Origin of the sequence: Gimesia algae, assembly GCF_007746795.1 — a bacterium.
Taxonomy (GTDB): Bacteria; Planctomycetota; Planctomycetia; order Planctomycetales; family Planctomycetaceae; genus Gimesia; species Gimesia algae.
This window is the reverse complement of record NZ_CP036343.1, coordinates 242,482-268,233: the sequence shown is the minus strand read 5'-3', so window position 1 is coordinate 268,233 and position 25,752 is coordinate 242,482. Positions and strand designations below refer to the sequence as shown.

Below are 25,752 nucleotides of genomic sequence, written 5' to 3'. Positions count from 1 at the left end.
TCACCTGTTTCAGAAATTATCAGCTCTCAAATAAGAATAGACGCAGCACGGACGGTGTCATTACAATCTCAATATCGCTTGAAACTCTGATCTTTGCGAGGGGAGTCCCTTCTAAGTCAGTCAGCGAGCACGTATTATCTCGCATCGCGGCTTACGCTGAATCGGATTTTCTTTCACTCCTTCGCGATATGACTATTTTACACACCTCAGGATTTTCACCATGAACCGTCCCTGTTTTATTGTTCTACTACTGATCTGTTCTGCTCTCCAGGTTGCGGGAAATGCTACCCTGTCAGCAGAGACCATCACTCAAAACTGGCAGGCCGATTACTCTGGCAGCGATACGAACGGGCCGACGGTCATTGGTCACTGGCAATTCAAACAGGGGGCCGAAACGGTTGATTCCGGGCGTCTTGGCCTTACCGGAACACTGGATGGCGCGGTGCCCGCGACCGCTGGAAAATTTGGGGGAGGCCTGGAGTCATTCCCAGGCTGGCCCATTGATGATAAACATCATGCGCTCATGATTACAGATCATCCGGAGCTGAGTCCCCCCGGTGCCTTCACCGTAGAAATGTGGATCAAGCCAAAGGCGCAGTTACGCGAGGCCAGCCTGACCTATCTGATCGATAAGAAATACGCCTCAAAGCATGACTACCAGTGGTTATTGAGTCCACCCAACCCTGCCGGTCGAAGGCGGATGAATGTGGTGCTGGGCTTTGGAGAAGAGACAGAAACCTTTGTCACCGATTTTCTCAGCTTTGAACAGGACGTCTGGCAACATGTGGCGTTCAGCTACGATGGAGCGGGTACGGTTCGCTTTTATCAAAATGGATCCTCCGTCGGAAATGTCACCCGACCTGGCCGACACGGAATCGCCGCCGGTAAACTTCCCTTAAGTATTGGAGATCGGATCGGCAGTAACTACGGCGGTTTTCCCGGCTTCATCGATGAGGTGCGCATCAGCTCGGGGGCGCTCGAATTCAATCCCCTGACCATTTCGCTGACCGTTGACCGGAGTGTCTGGCGCCGCTTTGAATCCTCACCAAAGATTCAAGTCACCGTCCGCAACCAGCAGCAGACATCGTTGGGTGGCGCGAAACTGCGATTGCTCGGCCCGGGCTGGATGGAGCGCGAGATTGACCTGCCGGAACTGCCCGCTGAGGGAAAGTATACCGAACAGGTTTCTTTCGACACTTCTCTGCGGCCCGATGATTACATTCTCCTGGGACAGGTCAGTGTCGGAGGCGACTACCCGATGTCGCGCGAAGAGAGCCTGTTACTCAAACTGGTACCGCGAAGAGTACCGGGACGCATGCCTGTCTTGATGTGGGGCATTGGCAGTCCTGGTGAATTCGAAAAAGAACTGCCGCGCCTGCAGGATCTGGGTTTTAACCATTGCCTCGGTTTTTCGACATCACCACAAAAAGTCTGGGACGCCGGCAAACCGGTGCCGACAGATGGTCCAGCAACGATCAATGCCGTCAGGGGCATGCTCGATTCAGCCCTGGCGAATGATTTTGATATCGCTGCTTCACTCTATGCAGGCCACTTTTTAAAAGCTCGTAAAGAGTTGAGCCGAGTCGATCGAAACGGTCAGCCTTATCAACGGCACGATTGCAACGCATCCTTGCCCGGGCTGCAGGAGTTCTCAGAAAACTATGGCCGCAGTGTGGGGGAGATGTATGGTGACCATCCCGCTTTAGCAGCAGCACTCATCAACAGTGAAGTTCGCGACAGTACACACGTCAGTTTTTCCAAGAGTGATTTTGCACGTTATCGTGAATTCTCTGGCGAAGAGATTCCGGCAGAGGTGACTGATAAAATCGGGCCACGCTGGCATACCATCCCCGATTTCCCCAAAAACCGGGTGCTGCCCGATGATGATCGGTTGCTGAAGTTTTATCGCTGGTTCTGGACCGTCGGTGATGGCTGGAATCCGTTACACACCGCGCTGCACCGTGGCTTGAAAGCCGACGGGCGAGATCGGATCTGGACATTTTATGATCCTGCGATTCGTGCTCCCAGTATCGGCGGCTCAGGCGGAGAGGTGGATGTGATCAGCCAGTGGACCTATACCGAACCTTCGGCATTACGCGTGGGCTATTTTTGTGATGAAGTCTTTGCGATGGCAGCCGCTTCAGACAAACCACAGGATGTCATGAAAATGACACAACTGTTCTGGTACCGCTCTTCCAGCGCGCCAAAGAAAACCGGCAAAGAATTTATCGCCTCCCCGTTTGATGATCATGATCCCGATGCCGCTTATATTTCCATCGCACCCACACATTTACGCAGCGCTTTCTGGAGCAAAATTGCACGACCCGTAACAGGCCTGATGTATCACGGCTGGTCCTCCCTGGTGCCCACCGATGGCACACATGCCTACAAATACACGCAGCCCGATCTGCAGACGGAATTCAAACGCCTGCATCGGGAAATCCTGGAGCCGCTGGGACCGACGCTGTTAAAAGTCCCCGACCGTCAGGCTGATGTCGCGTACCTCGACAGCTTCACATCGCAAATATTCGCAGGCCGCGGGAGTTACGGGTATTACCATGACGAAGCATACCTGACGCTCCTGCATGCACAGTTGCAGCCCGAAGTGATTTTTGAAGAGACACTGCTCAAGAAAGGGCTGGACCAATACAAGCTGCTTGTACTGGCTGACTGTGATGTGCTGACCCGCTCCGTCGTAGAAAAGATCCTGGCCTTTCAGAAACGGGGAGGCATCGTCATTGGCGACCCCAATTTGACACCGGCGATCAAAGCGGACATCGTGCTGCCGAAATTTGTACGTTCCAAACGGACACAGGAAGATCAGAAGACCATTCTGCAGCATGCAGCGCAGTTAAAATCCGCTTTGGCAGGACGGTATGAATGGTATTCGCAGTCTACGACTCCCGAGATCGTGACCAGAACCCGCTCGGCTGGAATCAGTGATTATGTATTCGTGGTCAATGATCGACGCGAATTTGGAACGTATGTGGGACAGCATGGCCTGGTGATGGAAGATGGCCTGCCAGCAGAAGGTAAACTCACTTTATTACGCGACGGTGGTCACGTTTATGATTTACAGGCAAACCGGGAAATCCCGGCTCAGAATGCAGAACACAAGGTAAGCTGGCCCGTGCAACTGGGCCCCTGCGAAGGAAGAGTGTTTCTGGTGACTCCCACTCCAATCGCTGCAGTGAAAATCACCGGCGCTCAAAGCACGCCAGCCGGAAAGCCGCTCGAGTTGCTGGTGTCGGTACTTGATAGCAAATCAAAAACCATCCCTGCTGTGATTCCATTGGAAGTAAAGATCACCGATCCCGCCGGCAGGGTCGCCGAATTCAGCGGATATTACGGAGCCGAACAGGGACAACTGCCTTTAAAGCTCGACATTGCCAGCAACGATCGGCCCGGGATGTGGAAAGTTCACGTCCGGGAACTGGCCTCGGGACAGACAGGCGTGTTTTATTTTCGTGTGCAAAACACAGCAGAAATCAATGCCAAATGACCACGCTGACAACATCACAGGTGTCCGGAACCAGATATCCGAATTAAATCATTTTCGTGTCGTTTCGTACTTTTCGTGGTCGCAAAAATACCGAGCGCTCGCTGATAGATCCCTGGGAAGTTGCAGAGTGAGCACTCAATTGTTTTCACCAGTAGAATCCTCAGCCTTCGTTGCGGGAACGGGTTCTGACAGGGGGATGGGGTCGTAGGGAATCGGTTCTCCCTCGGTCCATACCTTTGCAGTGTCTATCTGCAGAATGAACGGCTTGTGAGAGATGACTCTGGCCACATACCTCATATCTTTAAACTTGTACTTCGTCTCCCAGACCCGATGCGAAACTTTCCAGTAGGCGGGAGGGTACGTTTGAGGATAACGGCCTTTGAAAACCCCCTCTTGATTAGTGCTGACTCCTGCCATCGAATTCATTGTTTCCCCCTGGGTGAAATTGGGGATCTTCGGAAAACCATAAACGCGCCAGTCCACCAGAGGTCGATTATTAAGGTCGACCACCTTTCCGGTAATACGCTCATTCTTAACAAGCTCAATCGTTCCCAGGTCGAATGACTCCTGGTCCGGAATGTCAAACTTCATGCCCCAGGTCCCGCGCTGCTCTCGTGGCAGCCAGGATGTGACTGCTGCATAACCATCTGCAATACGATTCATCCGCAGATTTATGGGGCCCGGCGGAACGATGCATTCAAAGCGTCCTTCAGCATCAGTCACCACTTTAAAACTCAACCCGCCAAAACGCGATCCTCTGTTACTGATGGACTGCCCGTAAATCAAAGTCATCTCGTAATTTTTGACGTTCTCCTGCGTATCAGATTTTTGAATGCGTCCCTGGACTTTCACACCGGGCGCCACAGGAATTTTGAGCTGAGTTTCTTCGTTCGCTTTCACCTCGATTCGAGCAGCTACATCCGCACGCAGAGGTTGGTCCTCGGGTAAAAAAGCCGGTACAAAAATCGGACCAACGGCCAGTTTGTCGATAGAGAACGTTCCATCAGCGGCAATCGGAACGTCGACAACATGTTGAAATCCCGGTGGTCTGTAGGGCACAGATTCTAAGCGGAACTGTAAATCCTGTGGTAATACGAATCCTTCGGCGACGACCAATTGCCCCTTCACTGAGCCGGTTTCAGGCAACTGCAGTTTGAAATGCGGCTCCTCTTCCGCAGGGCGTACATTCAGGAAAAAGTTCTGGTTATATCGCAGGCTACCCATGCCACCCGGCGGGATCAGTACAATCTCCTTCAGAGCGGCTGGATCAACGTGTGGTAAATGGGCTTTCCCATTTTCGTCTGTGGTTCCGGTCGACTCTTTTTCCCATTTTATCGGCAGTGGATGGCCTACACCACGAGGCACTCCAATACTGCGCGGAATCGCACGCACTCCCGCACGCGGAGCACCTGTCGCGTCAAGCACCTCAACCCAGGTCCCAGGAGTTGCGCTCAGCACCAACTCCGGTCGTTTTTTCTCCGTCAAAGCAGAAATTACGGTCGACCAGTTGCTGCGGGCCGCAACATGCCCCTTCGCCTTCGCCCATACCGCACCGAAGTTTCGTTTCTTCAACTCCTCAGCAGGAACCTGAATTGCATAATTTCCCAGTGAATCCGCAACTGTCTCTGCAATGACACGCCCTTGACCAGAAAAGTTTTGCATCTCCATATTGGAGAAAGCGACCAGCGCTACCGTCGCCCCACCGATCCCCTGCTGCTGCTGATTCACGATGCGGCCGGAGATTGTGTTTTTTCGGGGAACAAAGACTGCGGACTTCACTTTATCGGCTTCACGTTGATTCTGCCTGACGATGTCTTTCACTTGAGAGTCTGTATTGACACCTCTCATATCAGGTTCTTGAGGGACAGGCTGCAGTTCAAAGTTAAGGGTTGTTTTGCCGGGCTTGAATCGCGTGGACTTACTGACGGCTGTCTCGTAGCCTTTAGCCTGAGCACGATAGGTATAACGTCCGCTGCCAGGCATGGTCACTCGCATTTGATAGACACCGTTTTTTCCTCTCGCCAAATCACTGGTCCAATACAGGCCGTCCGGATGACCGGCAACTCTTTCAAACCCACGCCCTACAACGAACTCAGAAATCGGCTGCCTCGTCTTCGCATCAATGACATTTCCTGTAATCAGCTGCGGCTCTTTGAGTATGACTGTTTGTTTCGTTTCCGCGTCACTGGCAGTGATTCGAAGATTTTGTACCATGGCATATCCACTTTTTCCCAGGTCATAACTGATTAACTCATCCGGCGGCGCATTATTCCACTCCCAGTTGCCTGCCTCATCGGTCATGGCAGGTAACTCATATCTTTGCAGTACTCGCAATGTCGTTGTATCGTGCCAGTTATTGAGTGTCACCCATGCGCCTGACACCGGTTGACCCTGTGTGTCGACGACGTGCAGCTTGACCTTCACGCCGGGCTTCAGCGTAAAATTCACCACGCGCTTCTGTTCAGTCGAATCACCGAGTGGACGTTTGCCGTAACCGGGAACAGATTCCAGGACCGGCATATATCCCCGTTTCAATATCGTGATTGTGAAGCGGATCGGATCATCATCATTGCGCAGCTCATGTTGAGGGCTGACGCGTTCAAAACGATACCAGCCTGCTGCGTCGGTCCGCGCAAAAGGTCCTTTTTGTGAAGAAGTATTTAATTCTCCTAAACCCAGTATGGCTCCTGTGACGGGCTCACCATCCGTGTCCACAACACGCCCCGTAATGACAAAGCCTTTCTTCAATGTCCAGGAATGTGTCAGCTTTCGTAATTCCGGGATCTGGTTCGTTTGATCAAAAGTAGTGGGCTGGCTTGCATAATCAGGGTGTGAGACTTTGAGGGAGGCACTACTGATGTCCGACGGAGCCAGATCACACCGCCAGCGACCTTGCTGGTCAGTCACATATTTCTCTTCGTAAAAACTGTTTTCCGGTCGTTGCGTCGGATTCGTCTTTTGGCTGCCCGCAGAAAACAGCACACTGGCATTCGCGATGGGCTCGTTGTCTTGATCCACAACCGTACCGCCAACAGTGATCGCCTTTGTCATTTGAAACGTGAGTTCAGCCGGCAACATTTCTTCGGCCTGACTCTGACTCCTCCCCCAGAACGCACGCATGGGCGCATAACCGCTGGCCCGTGCGAGCAGATAACAATAGCGTTGTTTCCGCGTCGAAAATGTCAGAGTGAATTTCCCATCAGGGCTTCCCGTCTGCCAGTCCGGTTCTTTTTGAGAACCAGTGCGAACACCGATCTGGGGATTCGGGATGGGTTTCCCTTCTGCATCGACTGCATGGATACGAACGTGCCATTCCCCAGGCTCCTCATCAGTGGCGACCGGTTTGGCTTCCACGATTTGTGTCGTGACTTTTTCAGGGGCTGCGGTTTCCGGCGAGACAATCTGAGCACGAACAACCGGCATCAGCGGTATTGCAGCCAGCAGCATCCCAAACAATCCGACCAGCGTCGCCGATCGGAGATTGAGTCTGATCGAAAGCGGGCGGGCAGGTTTCATCAGTCGTATGATGCGTTGTTCCATGTCCCCCGTATCGTCGAGTAACGTTATCGTTAAAGGCACAGGAACATTCCTGCCTACCGACCATTCCGCAACTTTGACGATCGCTTCTGCCAGAGGTAACCCCGCTCCGCGCTGCTCGACCACATAGTCATCACAGATCTGTTCGCGTAACTGGCCTATCCTGCGATTAATCATATGGAGCAAAGGATTCCACCAGAACCCGATCACGGCTAACTGTTGTAGAAACGCAATTGTCGTATCATGGCGTTTCACATGAGCTGCTTCATGCGCCAGTACACACGTTAACTCATCCTCACCGAGAGTCTCAGCCAGTCCATCAGGAATCACAATCGCCGAACGCCAGAGCCCCAAGGTTAAGGGAGCAGGAACAATATGCGATTCAAAAACAGTCAGGCAGACGCGCTGTCCCGCATCAGGGGTTGCCTGATGCAGAGCATTGATAACACGTGGATCGGTGGACGGTCGCAAGGAACGCCGCAGCCGACGAATGGTAAACAGACTTCGCACCAAGTTCACCAGATACCAGGCAGAAACGAAAGACCAGATCAGGACCAGCACAGCACCTGCACCTCGAATCACTTCGCCTCTTAAGAGTCTCGGCTGCGAAGGCAGTAATTCCGTCGAGACTGCTGGTGGTAGAGACTCACCAGAGAGTTCCGCCACAGGCATCCCAGGTTGATTATCGGGGCGAGCAGTGATTCTATCAGGAGCAATGTGTTCTGCCTGGTTTGTGGTGATTGACTCCGATGCCTGCACAGGGGGTAGTTCCTCATTGATCACAGGCAGAGAACGGCCTGAGGCAGACACAGCCTCGGACACTGCTAATCCAATAGTAATTGGCACCGCTCCCAGTCCCAGGCTGGCGGCCCCCCAAATCACAAGCGGACTGATAAGCATCAGCACGAGTGCGACACAGTACATGCCATGCCGCGTCGGCAGCGATCCGCTGCGCGCCAGTCGTCCCGCGAAAATGGCCACGAGTCCCACAAAGATTGAAGCGGCCGCAATATTCAGAACCAGCAAACCGAATTGAGGTGATAATCCAAAGAATGGCATCAGGCGACTCCTGTTATTGTTTCTTACGGTCTGTTGAATTCGAATTGAGCAATTTACGCAGCCTTGCAATCTCGGCTGGCTTCAGCTTCTTCGTGCCCAGCAAACTCATCAGCAGTTCACTGGCCGAACCGGCAAAGTACGAGTCCACAAACTCGGCCGTGATTTCGCGCGCTGCCTGTTCGCGACTCTGTGTCGCCACATAACGATAACCATCGTCGTGTTTCTTCCGTCGCAACCAGCCACGTTTCTCCAGACGATCAACTTGATTCAAAACCGTCGTCCGCGTCACCTCGCGCTGGTGGCAAATCGCTTGCCAGATCTGTGTCACGGTCGCACCGGCGTCCGGTCCGCTCCAGATTACTTCCAGTATTTGGTATTGAGCCGCCGTAAGCGTCCCCTCGGCATTCGTCATTGGCTGACCTCATTTAGTGATAGCAGTTTAAACGACAGGTGTCGTCAGTATAAACCAACGACACTTGTCGTCAACCTCATTCTGGTCAGAAGCAGAAAACGATGCTGCATTCAGATGGGAAACTGATATAAATGACAGAAGGCCTTCCCATGTCAAATGTATTCGAATACCAACCCAGGTAAGGACTTGCAAGAACTGGCAAATCATCGTAAACAGAACTTGTTTCGTTTTCTTACTTGCCACTTCAACTTGCCTGAAGGTATCTGTTTCGATTTTTTTATTTTTTTTGTAACAACCGCTTCATTCTTGTGTGTAATTCATTGGAGGAGTCGCTTTGCAAGGTCCTGAAACAAGAGTGTCGCTGATTGCAAGACTACAGCATCCCACGGAGGATGCTGCCTGGGATGAATTCAACGGCATCTATCGACCGCTGATCGTGCGAGTTGCTCGTATGAGAGGTTTACAGTACGCCGACGCAGAAGATCTGTCTCAGGACGTATTGACCGCCGTCCGCAAATCAATCGAACGCTTCGACCCGCATGCCGCTGGTTCCTTTCGAGGCTGGCTGAGAACGATTACCCGGAATCTGGTGATCAACCATTTGACACGTTTCAAAGGCCCCGTTGGCTCGGGCGACAGTAAGGTACTGGAAATGCTGCAACAGATTCCTGCGTGTGATGAACCCACGGCAACACTGTTTGATATGGAATTGCGGCGGGTGCGGTTTCGTGCGGCGGCTGAGGAATTGAAGACTGAGTTTAAAGATCCCATCTGGCTTTCCTTCTGGCTGACGACAGTGGAGGGACATTCGATTGCTGACGTCGCACAGCAGTTGGATAAATCGCCAGGATCGGTACGTACGGCCCGCTGTCGTGTTCTGGCCCGGTTACGCGATAAAGTACGCCAATTCGAAGAATAAGGTAAAATAGTATGGTGGCACGTTTTCATTTCGACGTAACGACGCTGGAACGCTACCTGCGTGATCAGCTTGACGATCAGCAGCAGAGTGCATTGATCGAACACGTCGAATCATGCGAAGTCTGCCTGGAACAAATTGATACTTTGTCCCGGCAGGGACTGTCATGGGACGATGTGGGAGAAATGCTGCGGGACGATGAACTCTCCGAGTTCGCATTGTCGGCAGACTACCCTGGTATTCGCCCACAGGAAGACGACCAGACAGATTTGCTGGAACCTACCGAGCGTGACGATTCGCTGGGACGTTTCGCGCGTTACGAAATTCTGGAGTTTCTGGGACGAGGCGGCATGGGGATTGTGCTGCGGGGGCTCGATACGGCACTCGATCGCCAATGTGCAATCAAAGTTCTCTCTCCCCGGTTCGCCAGCAGCGCTGCAGCCCGCAAGCGTTTCTCCCGAGAGGCAAAGAGCGCCGCAGCGGTGGTGCATCCGCACGTTGTGCCGATTTTAACTGTCAACGAACATAATGGACTGCCGTATCTGGTGATGCCTGTCGTGGAAGGGAAAAGTCTGCAACGACGCATTGAGAAATACGGGCCACTGTCTGTCATTGAATCCATACGAATTGCTGCACAGGTCGCCGACGGGCTCTCAGCTGCGCACGTCCAGGGACTGGTTCATCGAGATATAAAGCCGGAGAACATCCTTCTGGAGAATGGTGTCGAACGGGTTCAGATCACAGACTTTGGTCTGGCACGCGCGGTCGATGATGCCAGTATGACCCGCAGTGGTGTGATCGCGGGTACGCCTCAATACATGTCGCCGGAACAGGCTCACGGTGATTCGATCGACCATCGCAGTGATCTTTTTTCGCTCGGCAGCGTGATGTACTTCATGCTCGCAGGTCGCAGCCCGTTTCGCGCCGAAACGACGATGGGCGTGTTAAATCGTATTGGAAAAGACACTCCACGCAGTTTAAGGAGCATCAACGCCGATGTGCCCTTCTGGCTCGAAGAGATCGTGACGAAGTTACTTGAAAAACCTCGCGAAGACCGTTTTCAATCCGCCGAAGAAATATCCGGCTTACTGAATCAATGGCTGGCGCATCTGCAAACACCCGACTCAGTTCCGATGCCGGTAAGAGCACTTCCGTCTGAGGGAAAGAACAGCACGGTTTTGATCAGGAAGGCATCGCGTCCCGCAAACAACCAGCGCTGGCTGATTGCCGGTAGCTTAAGTCTGATCCTGCTGATAACGCTGATCATTCTTCTAATCGGCAAAGTCCTGACGCCGACTTCCGTTCAGCATCAGCCAGCCAACGAAACGCTTCCTGCGCGAGAACAGGACCCCGCGACACAGGAAACGCCTGGGATTGCAGAGGGAACCGGATGGAATTCAGGACCGTCACTGCAGGACACATCCAACCTGCTTGACTATTCCGACGCGCTCTCTCAAGACGCAGATCGTCCTTTCCAGAGCAGACCAGTGCCAGACACAGCAAAACAGGATTGAATGGACACCAAACTATTTTCATCGATTTCTTCATTAACAAGGTGACTCTCATGCGTTTCATAAAAACGTTCTTCTTACTTTTCTCCGGCATTGTCGGTCTTACGCTTGCGCAACAGAACGACTTGATCGGCTATAATGCGGCCGACAAGCCAGAGAACAAAAGCAAAAAGGAAAACAGTGAACGTCTACAGGCGATACAGGCACTGCACAATAATTATGAGCAGGCGGAACGCGATTCCGCCAGGTATGCAGCTGAATTGAAACGCAGCGGAATGCAGGAACGCAGTGCAAAGAAAAATGGATCGGATTTTTCTAGCAGTCCGCAGAACACCAGTCCCCTCGATCAAAAAAAAGCCGAAAGCAAATTATCGGATGCGGTCCAGCGCGCATTCAATCTGCGTCATCAATTGCAAATGGCACAAATCGAGCTGGTCGAACAGAATCTGCGTGATACCCGCGCACAACTCACCCAGCGTAAACAGGAAGCCAACATTATCATCCGGCGTCGGATTGAAGAACTCACCAGCAGCGAGGATCTGTCGTGGCTTGGATCTACCACTAAAAAAACAACATCCCCTCTGATACCTCCCAGCGTTTCGAAATTGCAACCATCGTCGGACGTATTCGTCTACCCTCGGGATGCGGTCAAGAACTATATTGAAGCCGCTATCGTATTGGATACAGGAAAAGCAGCCAACGGAGCGACCAACAAACTGGCAGAGAAAGAAACTCTGAAGCAGTGGGGTGAGGTATTCAAAAAACATGCCCCTCAAATTCAAAACGTGCTCCTCGATACTGACGCACTCCATTCCCATGTGGTGACGACTGCTGGCGGTGAGCGCCTCATATTCGAGCTGAAGCGTACTACCGGAAAGTGGCGACTTACGACCATCAGTCGGGTCGATCAATGAACTGCCCTGTCGTATTAGCTAATTTAATTCTCAGAACTTGAGAGATCTTTTTTCAGGAAATGCGTGACAAACACCCGCGGCACGTGTGTTAATTACAGGAGGAATTGACTGGCAGGAGCCAACTGGCAGAATCCAGTATCAGATAATGTCTGATACGCACGGGTGGAGAAGTAGCATGAAAGATTATCTATCGACCATTTCATCCATATTTGTAATCCTGTTCAGTTTGTCGGTATTGTTTCTGGCCGATGGACCCGATGTGCAATCGGGCGAGCAGAAACAGACGCTGACCGCTCCACTCAACCAAATCCCACAGAAAAAAACGATGCTCTTCAATAAAATTCAAGGGGTGAGAGTCAGAGATGGAGTTTTGATTTTTGTGACACTCGGAAGGGATGGATTGAAGGACCATTATTATTCTCTACGAGGCAAACATGTCATTCTCTGCAAGTCACCAAGTTCTCAAATGCCCTTCAAATCGATCGAGTTTCAAGAAAGTAGCCTTAACAGTCTGCAAATCACGCTTTCAGCCGATCTCGACATCGATCTGAAAGAATCGCTGAAAGACTTCTAGACCAATCATATTTTACCAGAGCGTCTCTCAATCGATTATACTCGCTCCCAATGCCCCTGGAGACGCTACAGTAAAACGGGACACAACCTTGTGATGGCGTTTTGGAATTATTTGACATTTCAATGATCCCATGGCGATCGTGCTACGTTCAACCCAGGTCAGCAATTATGAAAACTTGACTTAGGGGAGAGTTTGATGAACACGATACCTCACTGCCCGGACTGTGAAAAACAGATGGAAAAAGGGTTCATTCCAGATAATACGCTCTTGGGTGCTCTCCAGACCACGTGGCATCCGGACGATCCAGAAAGCGCGGGCGGCACGTTTTTCGGGTTCAAGACGAAAAACAGAACTAAGACTGTCAGAATTGAAGAATCCCGAACAAGAAAGATCATTTCCTATCGCTGCCCCGAATGTGGCCTGTTGCGCTCCTTTGCGAAGTGACTGGTTTCCTGTATTATTATATTGAACGTCAAAGCTAAACATTAAAGGTTCCAGGAACCGAAAAATAAATCCCCCACGCTATGCAGAAACTGCCCTATCGTACTGATTCTACCTGTCTCTCAGACAATGATCTGATTCTGCTGGATGTTCTTTTTGATTGTGATGTTCGGTTTCAATACCTGCGGCAGGAGGTCTTCTGCGAGCAGTGGAATCTGGGTTACTCACATGACTTCGATGATGATCAATTACAAGACCGCCTTAAGTGGTTATGTAAGCGTGGTGTGCTTGAAGTCGGAGGAAACCGAAATCAGCCTTACTTCCGGATCACACTCAAAGGGGACGAACTGTGGTCGGAGGAACGTTGTCCGATCTGGGACCGGTTCTGCACAGAGCGCTATAAAACCACGTCTCAAAAACGTACCATGATGACGGTTTTTGCCGTGTCGCCACAGATTCGAGATGATTTCCTGAGATTGTGGCCGATGTATCCTGCGCGCCGTCGCACCGCGACCATCGCCGATTTCGGTCTGGTTCACCGCCGCTCCTTTCCGCAACTCTATGTCGGCGTGGCAACATACAAGGAACAGTACGAATGGACGCCGGAAGAATATTTCGTTTATTGCAAACTCGATCAAGAGTATCGAGAGAGACTGGAAAGCGAACGCAGCTGGTGGCGGTATGTTCCTGAACTTCAGAAATTCATTTTAAACGGAGCAGAATCGTAGTAGAATCAACGAACTACCGGGGTAGCGTAGCCATCATTGAAACAGGCCGGTCTCTAACTCGATTTCAAGTGAAACAGAACTCTGACTGATGAGCAAACCAAAAGCATTCAGCTTTCTGAAAGGGTATTCATTTTCGTTCGAGGATGACGGCAGAATAATTGAGGCGTGGTTCAGTTCGTTATCCGGTTTACAAAAGGTGTTTGTTGACGGGACTCTGGTCTCGACACAAAGAAGCGTCGCTACCGAAACCGCTCATAATTTCATGATAGGTGACAACCGTTACACGACGACAACGAAAATGGTCAGCCTTTCCAAAGGACCTTTTCTCTGCACATTAAGCAAAAACGGCAATGACATCAAACGCCAGAAACTTGTTTATCCTCCACTCAAAAATGACTTGAGCAGTCCCGCTTACCGGTTGAAATCGCTGATTCATTTCGTCGTCATTTTCCTGGCATCAGCCTTTTTACTTTATATTGCAGTCGCCTGGTGGCAGCTGACTCCCGCATCAATCTACATGTTGTTCGGATTTTTATTCGTAATCGCAGTCAGCGGTGTTGCTTACTACATGCAGAAGTTCGCTGCGGAAACCAAAATCGTCGATGAGGAAATCGGAGAACTCAGCTATGACGACTGACATCAATGTCCCAGCAACAGCCTCCGAAACACATTCTTTTCGTGTCATTTCGTGTCTTTCGTGGTAGCAAAATTACCGGACTGGTCAATCAACCGCACTCGAACAGAAAATACATAAGCGACCCCCGAACCCTTAATCCTCAGCATAAACATTTTTATGGCTTCGGTCATCTTTTATTTTATATAATAGATCTCTTCAGGCTTACATTACTTTTCACAAGCGAATTGCCTTCATGACTCATACCATTCATAAACGAACTCTCTTCGTCTGCCTGCTGTTCGTAATCATGCAGTCTTCAGTGCAGGCAGCCGAAACTCTACCTGCACTTCAAAACGAGCACGCGCCACAGAACTTCGCAGAAATGTGGGCCGGCTTTGATCCCCGCAGCGAACCGCTGGAAACTGAAGTGCTTAAAGAGTGGGAAGAAGACGGCGTCGTCCTGCAGATCGTCCGTTTCCGTATCGGCGTCTTCAAAGGTAAGACCGCCCGCCTGGCAGCCGTGTTTGGATATCCCAAACAGGCTGTCGCCAACAAACAGAAATTGCCGGGCCTGCTGCAGATTCATGGCGGCGGACAGTACGCCGACTACCGGGCCTGCCTGCTGAATGCCAAACGCGGGTACGCGACCCTCTCCATCGCCTGGGCCGGACGCATCAACGCCCCCGACTACCAGGTAACGCCCGCGGAAGTGAAACTGTTCTGGGACGGCAAGACCGACGATCCCCGCTATCAAGTCACCACAGACTGGGGCGCACTCGACGGCTATCATGCGCCCGGAAAAAACCCGGGCAATCAGTTCCCCGGCATTGAGCCGGATGCCTGGACGCTCGACAACATTGAATCGCCGCGTAACAGTGGCTGGTTCCTGTGTGCGCTCGCCGCGCGTCGGGCTTTGACATTCCTCGAACGGCAGCCCCTGGTCGACCCCGATCGCCTGGGAGTTTATGGCCATTCGATGGGCGGCAAGCTCACCGTGTTGACGGCTCCCGACGCCCGCGTCAAAGCAGCCGCCCCCTCATGTGGCGGCATCAGCGACCGCTACAACCGAAGCCCCCTGTTCTGTCAGACGCTGGGAGATAACGTCAGCCTCAAACAGATCTCCTGCCCGATTATTTTCCTCAGCCCCGCCAACGATTTTCACGGGCGCATTGGTAATCTACCGACCGCCATCAACGAAATTCAGAGCAGCGAGTGGCGCGTCACCTGTTCGCCGCACCACAATCATCAGGACACCCCCGACTTCGAGGTCGCCACCATGTTGTGGATGGATCAGCATCTCAAAGGCAGCTTTACGTTTCCCCAGACACCCAAAACAGAGCTGACGCTCACCACCACAGACGGCGTGCCCCGCTTCACAGTGACCCCCGACGAATCCCGAACCATTCACTCCATCGACGTCTATTTCTCGCGACAGGGCAAAACAGATGAAGGTCCCCAGGACCGGCTCAATACCAAGCATCGCTTCTGGCATCACGTCAAACCTGTGAAAGCCGAGGACGCCTGGATTGCGAATCTGCCCCTGGGCAATGTCGATCAGCCACTGTGGGTGTATGCCAACATCCGCTATGCTCTCGATGAACCGGTGTCCGGCGCTGGCTATTATTATCGCCCTTACACCACAAAGTCGTTCAACCTTTCATCGCTGCTGCAGATGGTCTCACCAGCGGAATTGCAAGCAGCCGGCGTTCAGGCCACGCGCGAGCCTTCCCTGCTGATTGAAGATTTCCAGGACAACTGGCGGCAGGAATGGTTTTCGTATCAACCCGACAAATGGACCATTACAACCCACAAATTGAATGACGGTCTCTGGAAAGCACCGCCGCAGGCACAACTTGCTTTGGAAGTCCGCGCTGTCGAAGCCAATCAAATGGTGGTCGTCCTGGATGATTACGCTACCGAAGTCGAACTGACAGGCGGCCCCGACTGGCAGACCATTACCCTCAAACCGTCCGACTTTCAAAACCTGGTCGGCGAATCGTTATCAGACTGGCAAGGTATCCATCAATTGAAGCTCACCCCCGCCGAGGCCCAGCGTCCCGCTCGCGGCAGCAAAACGAAACAACGCATCCTCGGCAAAAACTGGCGAGGCCCGCAACCCACATTCCAAAACCTGCACTGGCAGGTCGACCCGTAATATTGTTTTTCTTTCTGTTCCAATATGAGGACCCAACCCATGGCGTTTCAGACATTCGACCCTGATGACGAAGAGTCGTTCGACAAGATGCGCGACCTCTTCAGCCCGGCACAGGTGGACCAGAGCGTACGCCAGGCGCTGCAACTGTGCTGGATGCTTCTCCCCCAGGAAAAGCGAAACATCGACGAACTGGAACAGCAGTTCCGCCGCATCGTCGACCGCGCACTGAAAAATATGCGCGATGATGACCAGGCCTTTGGGGGCCAATAATCAAAGATCGCAGTGAAATCGAAATATCAGCGATGATCCGATCAAATTCCACTTGACCGATAATAGACAGGTCTGTATACTTTATTTATTCAGACGCTCGGTTCGCAAAAAGACCCATTAGCCGCAGGGCGTTAGCCCCGGTTGAACTTCATCTGAAATAATAGCCTTTTGTTTTAATATAATGTGCAATCAAATTGTTACGTTTTTGAATGAGGTCATCCACTTTTTTTAGCACATAAAATACAGACCTGTCTGTTCAATACAACCCAAACCAATAAAGGAGAATCTCATGTCCGCTCTCAAACCACCGTTCACTCTCGAAACTGCCACCGCTAAAGTCCGAGCCGCAGAAGATGCCTGGAACAGTCGCGATCCCGAAAGAGTCTCCCTGGCTTATTCCCCGGATTCCCAGTGGCGAAACCGCGACCAGTTCCTGCAGGGCCGCGATCGAATTCGGGAATTCCTGTCTGGCAAATGGGAACGGGAACTCGATTACCGACTTGTCAAAGCACTCTGGAGTTTTTCAGACGACCACATCGCGGTCCGCTTCCAGTACGAGTACCACGATGCGGCCGGTCAATGGTTTCGCGCCTACGGCAATGAGCTCTGGGAATTCGATGAAGAAGGTTTAATGCGCCGCCGCGAAGCAAGCATCAACGACGTCCCTATCGCGGAAGATCAACGCCGGTTTCACTGGCCCACCTCCGCTCCACGCCCCGCCGATCACACTGGGATTCCAGCTGTCGCCTGACAGAACAGAATCAGGGTCAGCTGCTTAGATTCAGACTGACCCTGATTACTGTTGATTGAGCTTTCGTCACTCTCCCGACAAATCCACAATCCAGGCAGCGGGTACCCGCGTCTCAATGGCGCAACGTGCCAGGTTGAACCAGCGTTCGGCCTCGTTGAGAATCTGGCTGTCAGCGGAAGCCACGATCTGGTCGGTTTGACTCAGCACGGGATCGGGGTCAGGTACCAGGTCAATCTCCCAGTTCCAGCCATGCGCTTCACTGATCTCCCGCAGCATCGTCTTCAATCGCCCACTGTTGGAGACCGGTTGATCCAGCAGCCAGCGACAGGTGGCAACGTTCCATTCCGCCATCAGTTCGCCCAGGATCTGGATCGCCGGGATCGTCTCAGCCACTTTGCGATAACTGCCGTGCATGCTGGCCATGTCACGATAGCAGCCATCGCGGGCCTGCAGAATGACTCCGCCTGACAACGCGGCTTCCAGCGACATCAGCACATTGTAACCATCGATCCACAATTCCTGCTCCGCGAGGTCCTGCGTCTTAACCTGATGTGCCTGTCGTCGGCCAGCTTCCACTTCACCGCAGGCACAACGCCCCACAGCGGTTCTCTGCCGCGCATTCAAAGCATACCGGTCCCCCACCAGTTTGAGTGCAGAAACAGGCGCATACCCGCGAGTCAACAGCCAGCTGAAGTCACAGGTCGCCTGCCGCAGTCCCGGCTCGGAAACAGTATCAAACAAACTTTGATCCTGCGGATGCGCACCACGATGTTGACGCTGGTCAGGCATAGCTTTTCCCCTGCCTCAATTGAGATATAGTTGGCCCGCATAAAAAAGAATCGTGAAGAGAGAACCGAATGGCTGTTTCGAAGATTAAAATATATCTTCCTGGGATCGAAGTGAAGTAGCTCGCAGCAGCGATTCCGCTCGAAAATATTCTTATTTACCCGAGATGTAAGTCAGGTAATCGGCCTTAACGTCCTCGTCGATGATAACGTTGCGAAAGCCGCCGTAAAGGCGATCGTTCTGGTCCTTGCGTGGACCAGAGATCCAGAACTCCGCATCACTTTCGACATCACGGTAATTTGCCTTGAATCCTGTACCCTTCAGGCTCTGGAAGCGACGCCCTCTGTAATAGAGTGTCTTTCCCGATTTGGAAAAGTAGACGCGACCAATTCGGGCCTCGCCCTCAAGACCATCAGATTTGTCTTCGACATACATGATTCGAGACTGGCTGGAGCGGAATTCTCTGGGAAGCTGGTCATGCGGCTTGTCTTGTTTCATCTGCCTTACTCCCTTGGTTACTTGGAGCATTACTTGAATTAGACTGTTTATCTAATTCTCAAACGAACAGTTGAATTGCAACTTTGTTAACTCAGTAAGGAGTTGTCAAGAAAATTCTGAAGGCGCACTGGTTGATGAAAACAAACAAAAAGCCCCTGGCCCGAAACATCAGACCAGGGGTGTCCCTGTTTAACGATAACATCGATCAGACTTCGATCGACTCGACTTCCGCAACGAAGCGGCTGGCACTGTTGCTCAGGAAGGATGTCACCACGTTGAACACCGCGTCACTGAAGCCGCCGATGTTCAGAATGTCGTCACGCTCCGGAGCCTGCGACGAACCGTAAGGCTGGATGTCGATACACACCAGCTTGGGATCCGTCACGCCCAGTCGCCGCTGATTCTGCGCGAACATCTGCCACGCAGTCATCACAGCCGTCGCACCACGTCGGCCTGTACCAACCCAGCTCTGGTTGTCACTCACCAGCACACAGCCGGCAAACGCGCGCTGACCCAGTCGTACATTGGCTTCGCGAAGTGGAATCGAACAGTCGGTTCCACCGCCGCCATACTTCGCCAGTCGCTCCGACAGACTCAGAATCGAGTCGGCTGGATCGATCCGCACGTTGTACGCACGCGTATCGAACGGAATCACCACGCTGTCCGGATTACGACGCAGAATCGCCGCCGCAAACAGCGCCGCCACGTCCACACAGCGCATCTTGCTGTACGAACTGCGATGCTGCCAGCCCGTCACCGAACTCGCCATCGAACCGGACGTATCCAGTCCGATCACCACCGGACCTGACAACTCAGGCACGTTTCCACAGGCGATCTCAGCAGCCTCATGCAGCGCCTTCGTGATCTTGTGTGGAATCTGATCGGACGCGTTCAGATACGCTGCCAGAAACTGGTACGGAAACTGCCGCGAACGTCGGATCGCCTCCTTGTCAACCAGGCGGTTCGCCACCTCGTCAATCAGCGCATCATCCTTGAACACGTCATGACGCAGCAGCGTGTTGAGGTTCATCCGCAGCGCCTGTGGACCCATCTGACGAGCGATTGCACGCCACACCAGAGGACCTTTCGCCGCATCAGCCAACAGATCCCAACGCACGGACAGACCCTCTACGATCGCAGCCTGCTCGCGCTCGGTCTCTGCACCGCGATAGGCGATCAGTGTCTGCACCTGTGCGGGCAAGTCCGCCTCCGTGGCAGGAGCCCACTTCGCCAGTTCCTTATCGGTCAGCCAGCCGAACAGCGCACGCCGTGCGTTGTCAACAGGTGTCGGACGTGCCAGCCGCAGGACATCGCGCAGGCTCGGATCGTTACCGATCGAAGCCGACAGCAGTTTACCCACGGAAGCCTCATTCAACCAGCGCTGAAACGCGCGCTGTAGACTTGATGACAGGCCCGTACGACCAAACTGGCCCGAGCGGATCATCTGGAACATCGTGCGCAGCACGCGGCCATTGTCGACCACGCGATCAAACACGTGATGCAGCAGTTCGGTATCCCGCGTTGACAGCGTCACCAGCAGCGCCGCCGGCATGTCCTTCATGCAGGCCCGCTCCCGCGCATACACGGCCAGTTGCGCCAGGAACCGATTATCATCGACCTGGTTGATCAACGTACGCAGTTCGTCCAGCTGTGCCTGGGCATTCGCGTAGAACACGCCGTTAAATGTACCGGTTGCCGCCAGCTGTGCCAGCGCATGCTTCGGCTCATACTTGTAAGCCCGACCTCCGGCTTCGTTACGCACATTCGCACGTGGCTGGTGACTGTTGCTACTGGAAAATAGAGTTTTGTTGGCCATCATAGCCTCCTTCAAAAAAATGGAACCGGTGAAAACCGCGTCAGTCCTCACTGACGGCAGCCGGATCCTGTAAATAGCACTCGACGAAGTGATGGGCAGAGACGACCCTGCGATACCGCGCACACGCGATTCGCAGGGGCCGGCCGCATAACTCTTGTAACAAAGCGGCCGGGCAGGAGTTGAACCAGCGTTAACCATGTACTCCACACCGGCAGTCGAGTCTGTTTTAAATAACCGACGAAGTTGTTGAACCAGAGTTGTTAATGCTCTGCCAGTTGAGCTACAGCGCCGAATGCTTAAACACTCTGCACTGATGGGACTCGAACCCAAAACTTTCATGTACTCCCATTCGGCAGTCGGTTTTGTCTCTTGTGAAAAATGATCGACGAAGTATTAAACCAGAGCGTTTACGGTGCTCTATCCGTTGAGCTACGGCGCGACACACATTGAAAATAGCGCCGGCGGGAGTCGAACCCGCAACCACCGGATTAAAGATCATGTACTCCAGTCTGGCAGTCGATCAAATGTTCTTACTAAGCCCAACGAAGGGTTGTCGAGATTGTTGCTGTTTACGGCCGCTCTTATCGGTCGCATGTGAGACCGACAGTGGGCACACGCCAGACCATCTCAAAGAGATGCCGTTGCGCTCACCTTCCCTGGATCGCTCCAGGTTGGCTACCTTAGGACCGTCATAATGTAATCCCGACGGGCAGTTGGATTGTTCAACAAACCGGCCAACGAAGAAATCACTCAGACATCGTTTCTGTCATAAAGATGTAGTCCGAGCCGACAGTTGGTCGGTTAAAGACGCCGGTGGGAATCGAACCCACTGCAAACTGCTTTGCAGGCAGTTCCCCGGCCATCAGGTATCAGCGTCTAAAAGTACCTCACCAGGGAGTCGAACCCCGTCTGATGGTTCCGAAGACCATCGTGCGTCCATCACACTCGCAAGGCATAATTGTCAGTACCAACGAAACCGCGTTGGCTGACTGCTGGTAATAGACAGGCCGCAGTGAGAACCGGTTCGCTTCTTTCAAAATACTTTCAGCAGTTTCTGAATATCAGAATATGAATGCTAAACCGTGGCTGGTATCGACGACCTTCCGATTGCGAGGCGCGTCACCTTAAGGGGCATGATAAACCGGGTCAAAATCACCTTCAGGAATTCTTAGCAATTTTTTCATCATATATTAACACTGAAGATTCTTGATTCGGGATCGTTTCATTTTCACCAGATATGAAACCTGGTTTTTTAGCCTGTTCACAGGCTAAAAAACATTCACTGCCTCCTTAATTCCTGTCTGTCCTGAACTGCAAATGCATTCAGACAAATCTGAGCACACCCTAAATATTAACGCTTTCTTCCCGCCCTCTTCATATTCCGTTGTTAGTTTTAAAACCCTCAATTCGTCCACATTGCAACACATGTATTCGTGCACTTTTCGGCAATCGTTTTTTACCAGCATCCGCCCCCCAGATCATATTTTAGAAGTACAACATGACTCACCTCTCACCACAGTCTGGAGCAAAGCCGCGCCCGTGCCGTCTACCTGTTTTTGCTGCGATTATTCTCGGCGTCTTTAACTTTATGATCTCCGGCTGCTCTGATACCGCAGGTAAAGATGTCGCCGTGAACAATATCAAACCCAACAGCGGCGGAGCTGGCCAGATTGCCGAGCCTATCCCGGAACCACCTGCGGCATCCAATACTGTAGGTCTTGAATTTCTCGGGCGATATCAACACGGGGCGGGGAAAAAGTCGGCGGCGGAAATCTGTGCCTTCGACACGGACTCAAAGCGACTCTTTGTCGTTGACGGAGAGCGGGTCGCCATCGATATTCTTGACATTAACAACCCGTCCGAACCGCAGTTGTTCAAGTCGGTTGATCTGGCTGAGTTTGGTTCCAAACCAAACTCGATCACGGCGAAAGGAGGTGTGATCGCCGCCGCCCTCTCATCCGATCCAAAACAGGAGCCGGGCCTGGTTGTCTTTCTCTCACCCGCAGGTGACGTGCTGAAGACCGTTCACGTCGGCCCCGAACCGGACATGATCACCATTTCGCCGGATGGGCACTGGCTGATTACTGCCAATGAAGGAGAGGCGACAAAAGATTATACGCGCAATCCAGAAGGCAGCGTCTCGCTCATCGATCTGACAGATGGTGTGGCAGCGGTAACCGATGCCTCCGTCGTTCACATTGATTTCACAGCTTACAATGACAAGTCTAAACTGCCGTCTGGCGTGCGCGTCTTCGGAAAGAATGCGACGCCTGCGCAGGATTTCGAACCGGAATACATCGCTGTTTCCCCTGATTCCAAAACCGCATGGGTGTCGCTGCAGGAAGCGAATGCGTTTGCGATCATCGATCTCGAAACAAGTAAGCTCGTCGAGCTCGTGCCACTGGGTTTTAAAGATCATTCGCTTCCCGAAAATGCCTTTGATGCCAGCAACAAAGACAAGAAGATTCAACTTCGCACCTGGCCGGTCAAAGGGATGTACCAGCCCGATGCCATCTATTCCTTTGAAGTCGATGGTACGGCGTACGTCATCACGGCTGATGAAGGGGACCACCGCGACTTCGACGGCTTCAGTGAGAAAGCTCGTGTCGGTGATCTGAAACTCGACCCGAAAAAGTTCCCCAACGCAAAGGAACTGCAATCTAACAAAGCACTCGGGCGGCTGATGGTGACATCCTCTAACGGGGATGCCGACGGTGATGGACTCTATGAGGAACTTTATAGTTTTGGCGGACGGTCATTCTCTGTCCGCAGTGCGGATGGTCAGCTGGTCTATAACAACGGTAACGAATTCGAACGCATCATCGCCAATCGTTTTCCCAAGTCGTTCAACGCCGATCATGAGTCAAACGACCTCGATGATCGCAGCGACAACAAAGGGCCGGAGCCAGAAGGACTGGTTGTGGGAATGCTCGAGGGTCGTCCCGTGGCTTTTATCGGAATGGAGCGACACAGCGGCATCATGATCTATGACCTCGCCAATCCGAAACAGCCGGTCTTCTGCGACTATGTCATCACGCGCGACTTCGACAAATCGACGAAGAAACCAGAGGCAGGCGACCTGGGGCCCGAAGGCCTGACATTCATACCTGCCGACGTGAGTCCGACGGGAAAACCGTTGCTCGCTGTCTCCTATGAAATCAGCGGTACGACCGCGTTGTTCGAAGTCGTCTGCCATACCACTACTGAAAAGCAGGGCCAATCACTGGAGTAGAGAAATTCATATTGCTCGCTGAATTCTCAACTTTAACCCATCAATTGATAAACGACATGCCGTTTACAGAAGAAAGATTTTCGAATGCAACAGAACAGTTTAAAACACAAACGAGGCTTTACGCTCATCGAATTGCTGGTCGTCATTGCGATCATTGCCATTCTGATTGCGTTGCTGTTACCCGCCGTCCAGCAGGCTCGTGAAGCGGCGCGCCGCTCCACTTGCAAGAACAATCTTAAACAGATTGGTATCGCACTGCACAACTACCACGACACTCACGGGGTCTTACCACCAGGTGCCCTGATGTTTGACAATGGCTCAGGCAGTCCCGATCCCGATCTGGGTAACTGGGGCTGGAACACCTTCCTCCTCCCCAATATGGATCAGGCGCCGCTGTACAATCAGTTGACCCCCAACGGAGCAAACTTTCCCACAAGCGCTGCCGGCAGTCTGATTCAGACGGTCATTCCCTCACTGATCTGCCCATCGGACGCCAGTGGAGGCATCAATACTTATGTCGGATTCACCAACAATGAAGATGGCGTCGGGCTCGGCAAGTCGAACTATCCCGGAGTCAGCGGTAGCAAAGGCGTTGATGATGACAAGTGGTACGACCGCAGTGATACCGCAGACGAACGAGGCATCTTCAATTATAACAGTAGCACGCGGATGCGCGACATCACCGACGGAACCAGCAACACGATGGCCTCGGGCGAACGGATGTGGGATGGAATTTCCATCAAAGACGATGATCCAGGCGGATCGCTCCGCAAAGGTTCCATCTGGGCCGGACGCCCCTACGATGGCGAAAAGTACGCGACGTTACTTCGTACCAACGACTCGGACTCCTTCATTCCCAATGGAGCAAACCAGGCCAGCGCCAGCAGCCGTCACGTGGGTGGGGCACAATTCCTGTTTTGTGATGGTGCCGTCCGTTTCATATCGGAAAACGTCAACCGCGAGACCTATAAGTTCCTGGGCAACATGTCCGATGGCGAGGTCATTGGCGAATACTGATCTGTGTTTAACGAGATCTCCAAGTCTCGTCACATTGCTTTAATCACTGGCGTTTCGGTCGTTTTTGGCCGGAACGCTTTTTTTGTCCTTTATAAAAACAACTACCGCTTGTTTAACAGGATGATAATTCATTTCTCTCCGCTCCTGCTTGACCCGGCTCCGTCCGTTCCTGATACTGAATGAATTCGATTTAGAATTTCATCTCCGGCAGGAAAAGAAACATGACGCGACTGACTCAATCTTTCACTCTTCTTTCAGCGTTCCTCATGATGTTGTGCCTGACCTCAATGAGTACGGCACAAGACCAGAACGGTTCGAAACAAAGCATAAAAAAGAACGCTGATCTACCGCACGTTCTGATTATCGGCGACTCCATTTCGATCGGCTATACCAAACCGACCATCGAACTGCTCAAAGACGTGGCGAACGTGGAGCGCGTGAAAACGAATTGCGGCGATACAAAACGGGGGCGGCAGCATCTTGAGCGCTGGCTGGGCAAGACCAATTGGGACGTGATTCATTTCAACTGGGGTTTGCACGATCTCTGCTATCGGCACCCCGACTCAAAAACCCAGGGACACCGCGACAAAGTCAACGGCACCATCTCCGTTCCTCTCGACCAGTACGAGAAAAATCTGGAAGCACTGGTGGAGCAACTGGAAAAAACGGGAGCCACACTGATCTGGGCGACCACCACCCCGGTGCCTGAAAGCGAAGCAGGCCGCGTTGTCGGTGACGATTTGAAGTACAACCAGGTCGCAGAAAAGATCATGAAAAAGCACGACATCAAAATCAACGACCTGCACAAACTTGCGACAGGCTTTGAAGCCTCCCTCTGGGCGGGCCCGGGAAACGTTCACTTCAAACCCGCCGGCTCCGACAAACTCGCGCAGCAGGTCGCGCAGGAGATTAAAGCCACATTAAAAAAAAACAAACCAGCTGGTAACTGAAGAGATGCCTATGCTGCTGAAGTCAGTCTAATGACCGTTCAAAACGGGAAGACACGCTTCACTAACA

Annotated in this window: 20 protein-coding genes and 1 tRNA gene; 14 read left to right on the top strand and 7 right to left on the bottom strand. The window is 52.4% G+C overall.

The features are described from left to right. The first annotated feature begins 220 nt into the window (after positions 1-220). The gene (locus tag Pan161_RS01000) at positions 221-3,502 is read left to right on the top strand and encodes a LamG-like jellyroll fold domain-containing protein (RefSeq protein WP_145223756.1); all 3,282 of its coding nucleotides are present in this window, start codon (positions 221-223) and stop codon (positions 3,500-3,502) included. Positions 3,503-3,637: 135 nt separating this feature from the next. Here the strand turns inward: Pan161_RS01000 and Pan161_RS00995 are convergent, their stop codons facing one another. Both Pan161_RS00995 and Pan161_RS00990 read right to left on the bottom strand, forming a co-directional pair. Continuing rightward, positions 3,638-8,098, bottom strand: a complete 4,461-nt coding sequence (locus Pan161_RS00995) for a M56 family metallopeptidase (RefSeq protein WP_145223755.1) — start codon at positions 8,096-8,098, stop codon at positions 3,638-3,640. 13 nt (positions 8,099-8,111) lie between these two features. Next, a complete protein-coding gene (locus Pan161_RS00990) occupies positions 8,112-8,510 on the bottom strand; it encodes a BlaI/MecI/CopY family transcriptional regulator (protein WP_145223754.1) in 399 nt (132 codons plus the stop codon). A 355-nt stretch (positions 8,511-8,865) separates the two neighbouring features. Here Pan161_RS00990 and Pan161_RS00985 point away from each other — a divergent pair, with 355 nt between their 5' ends. The 10 genes from Pan161_RS00985 to Pan161_RS00945 all read left to right on the top strand — a co-directional run bounded on the left by Pan161_RS00985 (position 8,866) and on the right by Pan161_RS00945 (position 17,386). Beyond that, positions 8,866-9,429, top strand: a complete 564-nt coding sequence (locus tag Pan161_RS00985) for an RNA polymerase sigma factor (RefSeq protein WP_145223753.1) — start codon at positions 8,866-8,868, stop codon at positions 9,427-9,429. A gap of 11 nt (positions 9,430-9,440) precedes the next feature. Continuing rightward, positions 9,441-10,940, top strand: coding sequence for a serine/threonine-protein kinase (locus Pan161_RS00980; RefSeq protein WP_145223752.1), 1,500 nt, complete (start codon positions 9,441-9,443; stop codon positions 10,938-10,940). Between the two features lie 50 nt (positions 10,941-10,990). Further along, positions 10,991-11,851, top strand: a complete 861-nt coding sequence (locus Pan161_RS00975; RefSeq protein ID WP_145223751.1) for a hypothetical protein — start codon at positions 10,991-10,993, stop codon at positions 11,849-11,851. A gap of 175 nt (positions 11,852-12,026) precedes the next feature. After that, entirely contained in the window at positions 12,027-12,425 is a 399-nt protein-coding gene (locus tag Pan161_RS00970) for a hypothetical protein (protein WP_145223750.1), read from the top strand. A gap of 195 nt (positions 12,426-12,620) precedes the next feature. After that, positions 12,621-12,869: a PF20097 family protein gene (locus Pan161_RS31320; protein ID WP_390620721.1), complete on the top strand. Its 249-nt coding sequence runs from the start codon at positions 12,621-12,623 to the stop codon at positions 12,867-12,869. 80 nt (positions 12,870-12,949) lie between these two features. After that, the gene (locus Pan161_RS00965) at positions 12,950-13,594 is read left to right on the top strand and encodes a hypothetical protein (protein ID WP_002649586.1); all 645 of its coding nucleotides are present in this window, start codon (positions 12,950-12,952) and stop codon (positions 13,592-13,594) included. Positions 13,595-13,682: 88 nt separating this feature from the next. Next, complete coding sequence (locus Pan161_RS00960) at positions 13,683-14,231, top strand: hypothetical protein (RefSeq protein ID WP_145223749.1); 549 nt, start codon at positions 13,683-13,685, stop codon at positions 14,229-14,231. Between the two features lie 232 nt (positions 14,232-14,463). Then, positions 14,464-16,365 carry a dienelactone hydrolase family protein gene (locus Pan161_RS00955; RefSeq protein WP_145223748.1) on the top strand — a complete coding sequence of 634 codons (1,902 nt, stop codon included), beginning with the start codon at positions 14,464-14,466 and terminating at the stop codon, positions 16,363-16,365. 39 nt (positions 16,366-16,404) lie between these two features. Further along, positions 16,405-16,635, top strand: a complete 231-nt coding sequence (locus Pan161_RS00950) for a hypothetical protein (RefSeq protein ID WP_145223747.1) — start codon at positions 16,405-16,407, stop codon at positions 16,633-16,635. Between the two features lie 289 nt (positions 16,636-16,924). Then, positions 16,925-17,386, top strand: a complete 462-nt coding sequence (locus Pan161_RS00945) for a nuclear transport factor 2 family protein (RefSeq protein ID WP_145223746.1) — start codon at positions 16,925-16,927, stop codon at positions 17,384-17,386. Between the two features lie 66 nt (positions 17,387-17,452). Here Pan161_RS00945 and Pan161_RS00940 read toward each other — a convergent pair whose 3' ends face one another. The 5 genes from Pan161_RS00940 to Pan161_RS30350 all read right to left on the bottom strand — a co-directional run bounded on the left by Pan161_RS00940 (position 17,453) and on the right by Pan161_RS30350 (position 21,523). Then, complete coding sequence (locus Pan161_RS00940) at positions 17,453-18,175, bottom strand: DUF434 domain-containing protein (protein ID WP_145223745.1); 723 nt, start codon at positions 18,173-18,175, stop codon at positions 17,453-17,455. Between the two features lie 150 nt (positions 18,176-18,325). Beyond that, on the bottom strand, positions 18,326-18,670 hold the full coding sequence (locus Pan161_RS00935) for a 1-deoxy-D-xylulose-5-phosphate synthase (RefSeq protein WP_145223744.1): 345 nt from the start codon (positions 18,668-18,670) through the stop codon (positions 18,326-18,328). Between the two features lie 205 nt (positions 18,671-18,875). After that, positions 18,876-20,486 carry a TROVE domain-containing protein gene (locus Pan161_RS00930; RefSeq protein WP_145232458.1) on the bottom strand — a complete coding sequence of 537 codons (1,611 nt, stop codon included), beginning with the start codon at positions 20,484-20,486 and terminating at the stop codon, positions 18,876-18,878. Positions 20,487-21,291: 805 nt separating this feature from the next. Beyond that, positions 21,292-21,363: transfer RNA gene (locus Pan161_RS30355), tRNA-Cys, on the bottom strand. A gap of 10 nt (positions 21,364-21,373) precedes the next feature. After that, complete coding sequence (locus Pan161_RS30350; RefSeq protein ID WP_197995627.1) at positions 21,374-21,523, bottom strand: hypothetical protein; 150 nt, start codon at positions 21,521-21,523, stop codon at positions 21,374-21,376. Positions 21,524-21,984: 461 nt separating this feature from the next. On the opposite strand from Pan161_RS30350, the gene Pan161_RS00925 reads away from it, so the two are divergent. The 3 genes from Pan161_RS00925 (at position 21,985) to Pan161_RS00915 (ending at position 25,685) form a co-directional block, all read left to right on the top strand. Then, the gene (locus tag Pan161_RS00925; protein WP_145223743.1) at positions 21,985-23,718 is read left to right on the top strand and encodes a choice-of-anchor I family protein; all 1,734 of its coding nucleotides are present in this window, start codon (positions 21,985-21,987) and stop codon (positions 23,716-23,718) included. An 84-nt stretch (positions 23,719-23,802) separates the two neighbouring features. Beyond that, positions 23,803-24,735: a DUF1559 family PulG-like putative transporter gene (locus Pan161_RS00920; protein ID WP_145223742.1), complete on the top strand. Its 933-nt coding sequence runs from the start codon at positions 23,803-23,805 to the stop codon at positions 24,733-24,735. A 221-nt stretch (positions 24,736-24,956) separates the two neighbouring features. Next, positions 24,957-25,685 carry an SGNH/GDSL hydrolase family protein gene (locus Pan161_RS00915; RefSeq protein ID WP_145223741.1) on the top strand — a complete coding sequence of 243 codons (729 nt, stop codon included), beginning with the start codon at positions 24,957-24,959 and terminating at the stop codon, positions 25,683-25,685. Positions 25,686-25,752 lie beyond the last annotated feature (67 nt).

Coding starts and splice junctions, on each gene's coding strand:
- Pan161_RS00915 (WP_145223741.1), top strand. CDS start 24,957: ATGACGCGACTGACTCAATCTTTCACTCTTCTTTCAGCGTTCCTCATG.
- Pan161_RS00990 (WP_145223754.1), bottom strand. CDS start 8,510: ATGACGAATGCCGAGGGGACGCTTACGGCGGCTCAATACCAAATACTG.
- Pan161_RS00935 (WP_145223744.1), bottom strand. CDS start 18,670: ATGAAACAAGACAAGCCGCATGACCAGCTTCCCAGAGAATTCCGCTCC.
- Pan161_RS00950 (WP_145223747.1), top strand. CDS start 16,405: ATGGCGTTTCAGACATTCGACCCTGATGACGAAGAGTCGTTCGACAAG.
- Pan161_RS00920 (WP_145223742.1), top strand. CDS start 23,803: ATGCAACAGAACAGTTTAAAACACAAACGAGGCTTTACGCTCATCGAA.
- Pan161_RS00975 (WP_145223751.1), top strand. CDS start 10,991: ATGCGTTTCATAAAAACGTTCTTCTTACTTTTCTCCGGCATTGTCGGT.
- Pan161_RS00960 (WP_145223749.1), top strand. CDS start 13,683: ATGAGCAAACCAAAAGCATTCAGCTTTCTGAAAGGGTATTCATTTTCG.
- Pan161_RS00995 (WP_145223755.1), bottom strand. CDS start 8,098: ATGCCATTCTTTGGATTATCACCTCAATTCGGTTTGCTGGTTCTGAAT.
- Pan161_RS00925 (WP_145223743.1), top strand. CDS start 21,985: ATGACTCACCTCTCACCACAGTCTGGAGCAAAGCCGCGCCCGTGCCGT.
- Pan161_RS31320 (WP_390620721.1), top strand. CDS start 12,621: ATGAACACGATACCTCACTGCCCGGACTGTGAAAAACAGATGGAAAAA.
- Pan161_RS00980 (WP_145223752.1), top strand. CDS start 9,441: ATGGTGGCACGTTTTCATTTCGACGTAACGACGCTGGAACGCTACCTG.
- Pan161_RS00970 (WP_145223750.1), top strand. CDS start 12,027: ATGAAAGATTATCTATCGACCATTTCATCCATATTTGTAATCCTGTTC.
- Pan161_RS00965 (WP_002649586.1), top strand. CDS start 12,950: ATGCAGAAACTGCCCTATCGTACTGATTCTACCTGTCTCTCAGACAAT.
- Pan161_RS00930 (WP_145232458.1), bottom strand. CDS start 20,486: ATGGCCAACAAAACTCTATTTTCCAGTAGCAACAGTCACCAGCCACGT.
- Pan161_RS00945 (WP_145223746.1), top strand. CDS start 16,925: ATGTCCGCTCTCAAACCACCGTTCACTCTCGAAACTGCCACCGCTAAA.
- Pan161_RS00955 (WP_145223748.1), top strand. CDS start 14,464: ATGACTCATACCATTCATAAACGAACTCTCTTCGTCTGCCTGCTGTTC.
- Pan161_RS01000 (WP_145223756.1), top strand. CDS start 221: ATGAACCGTCCCTGTTTTATTGTTCTACTACTGATCTGTTCTGCTCTC.
- Pan161_RS00940 (WP_145223745.1), bottom strand. CDS start 18,175: ATGCCTGACCAGCGTCAACATCGTGGTGCGCATCCGCAGGATCAAAGT.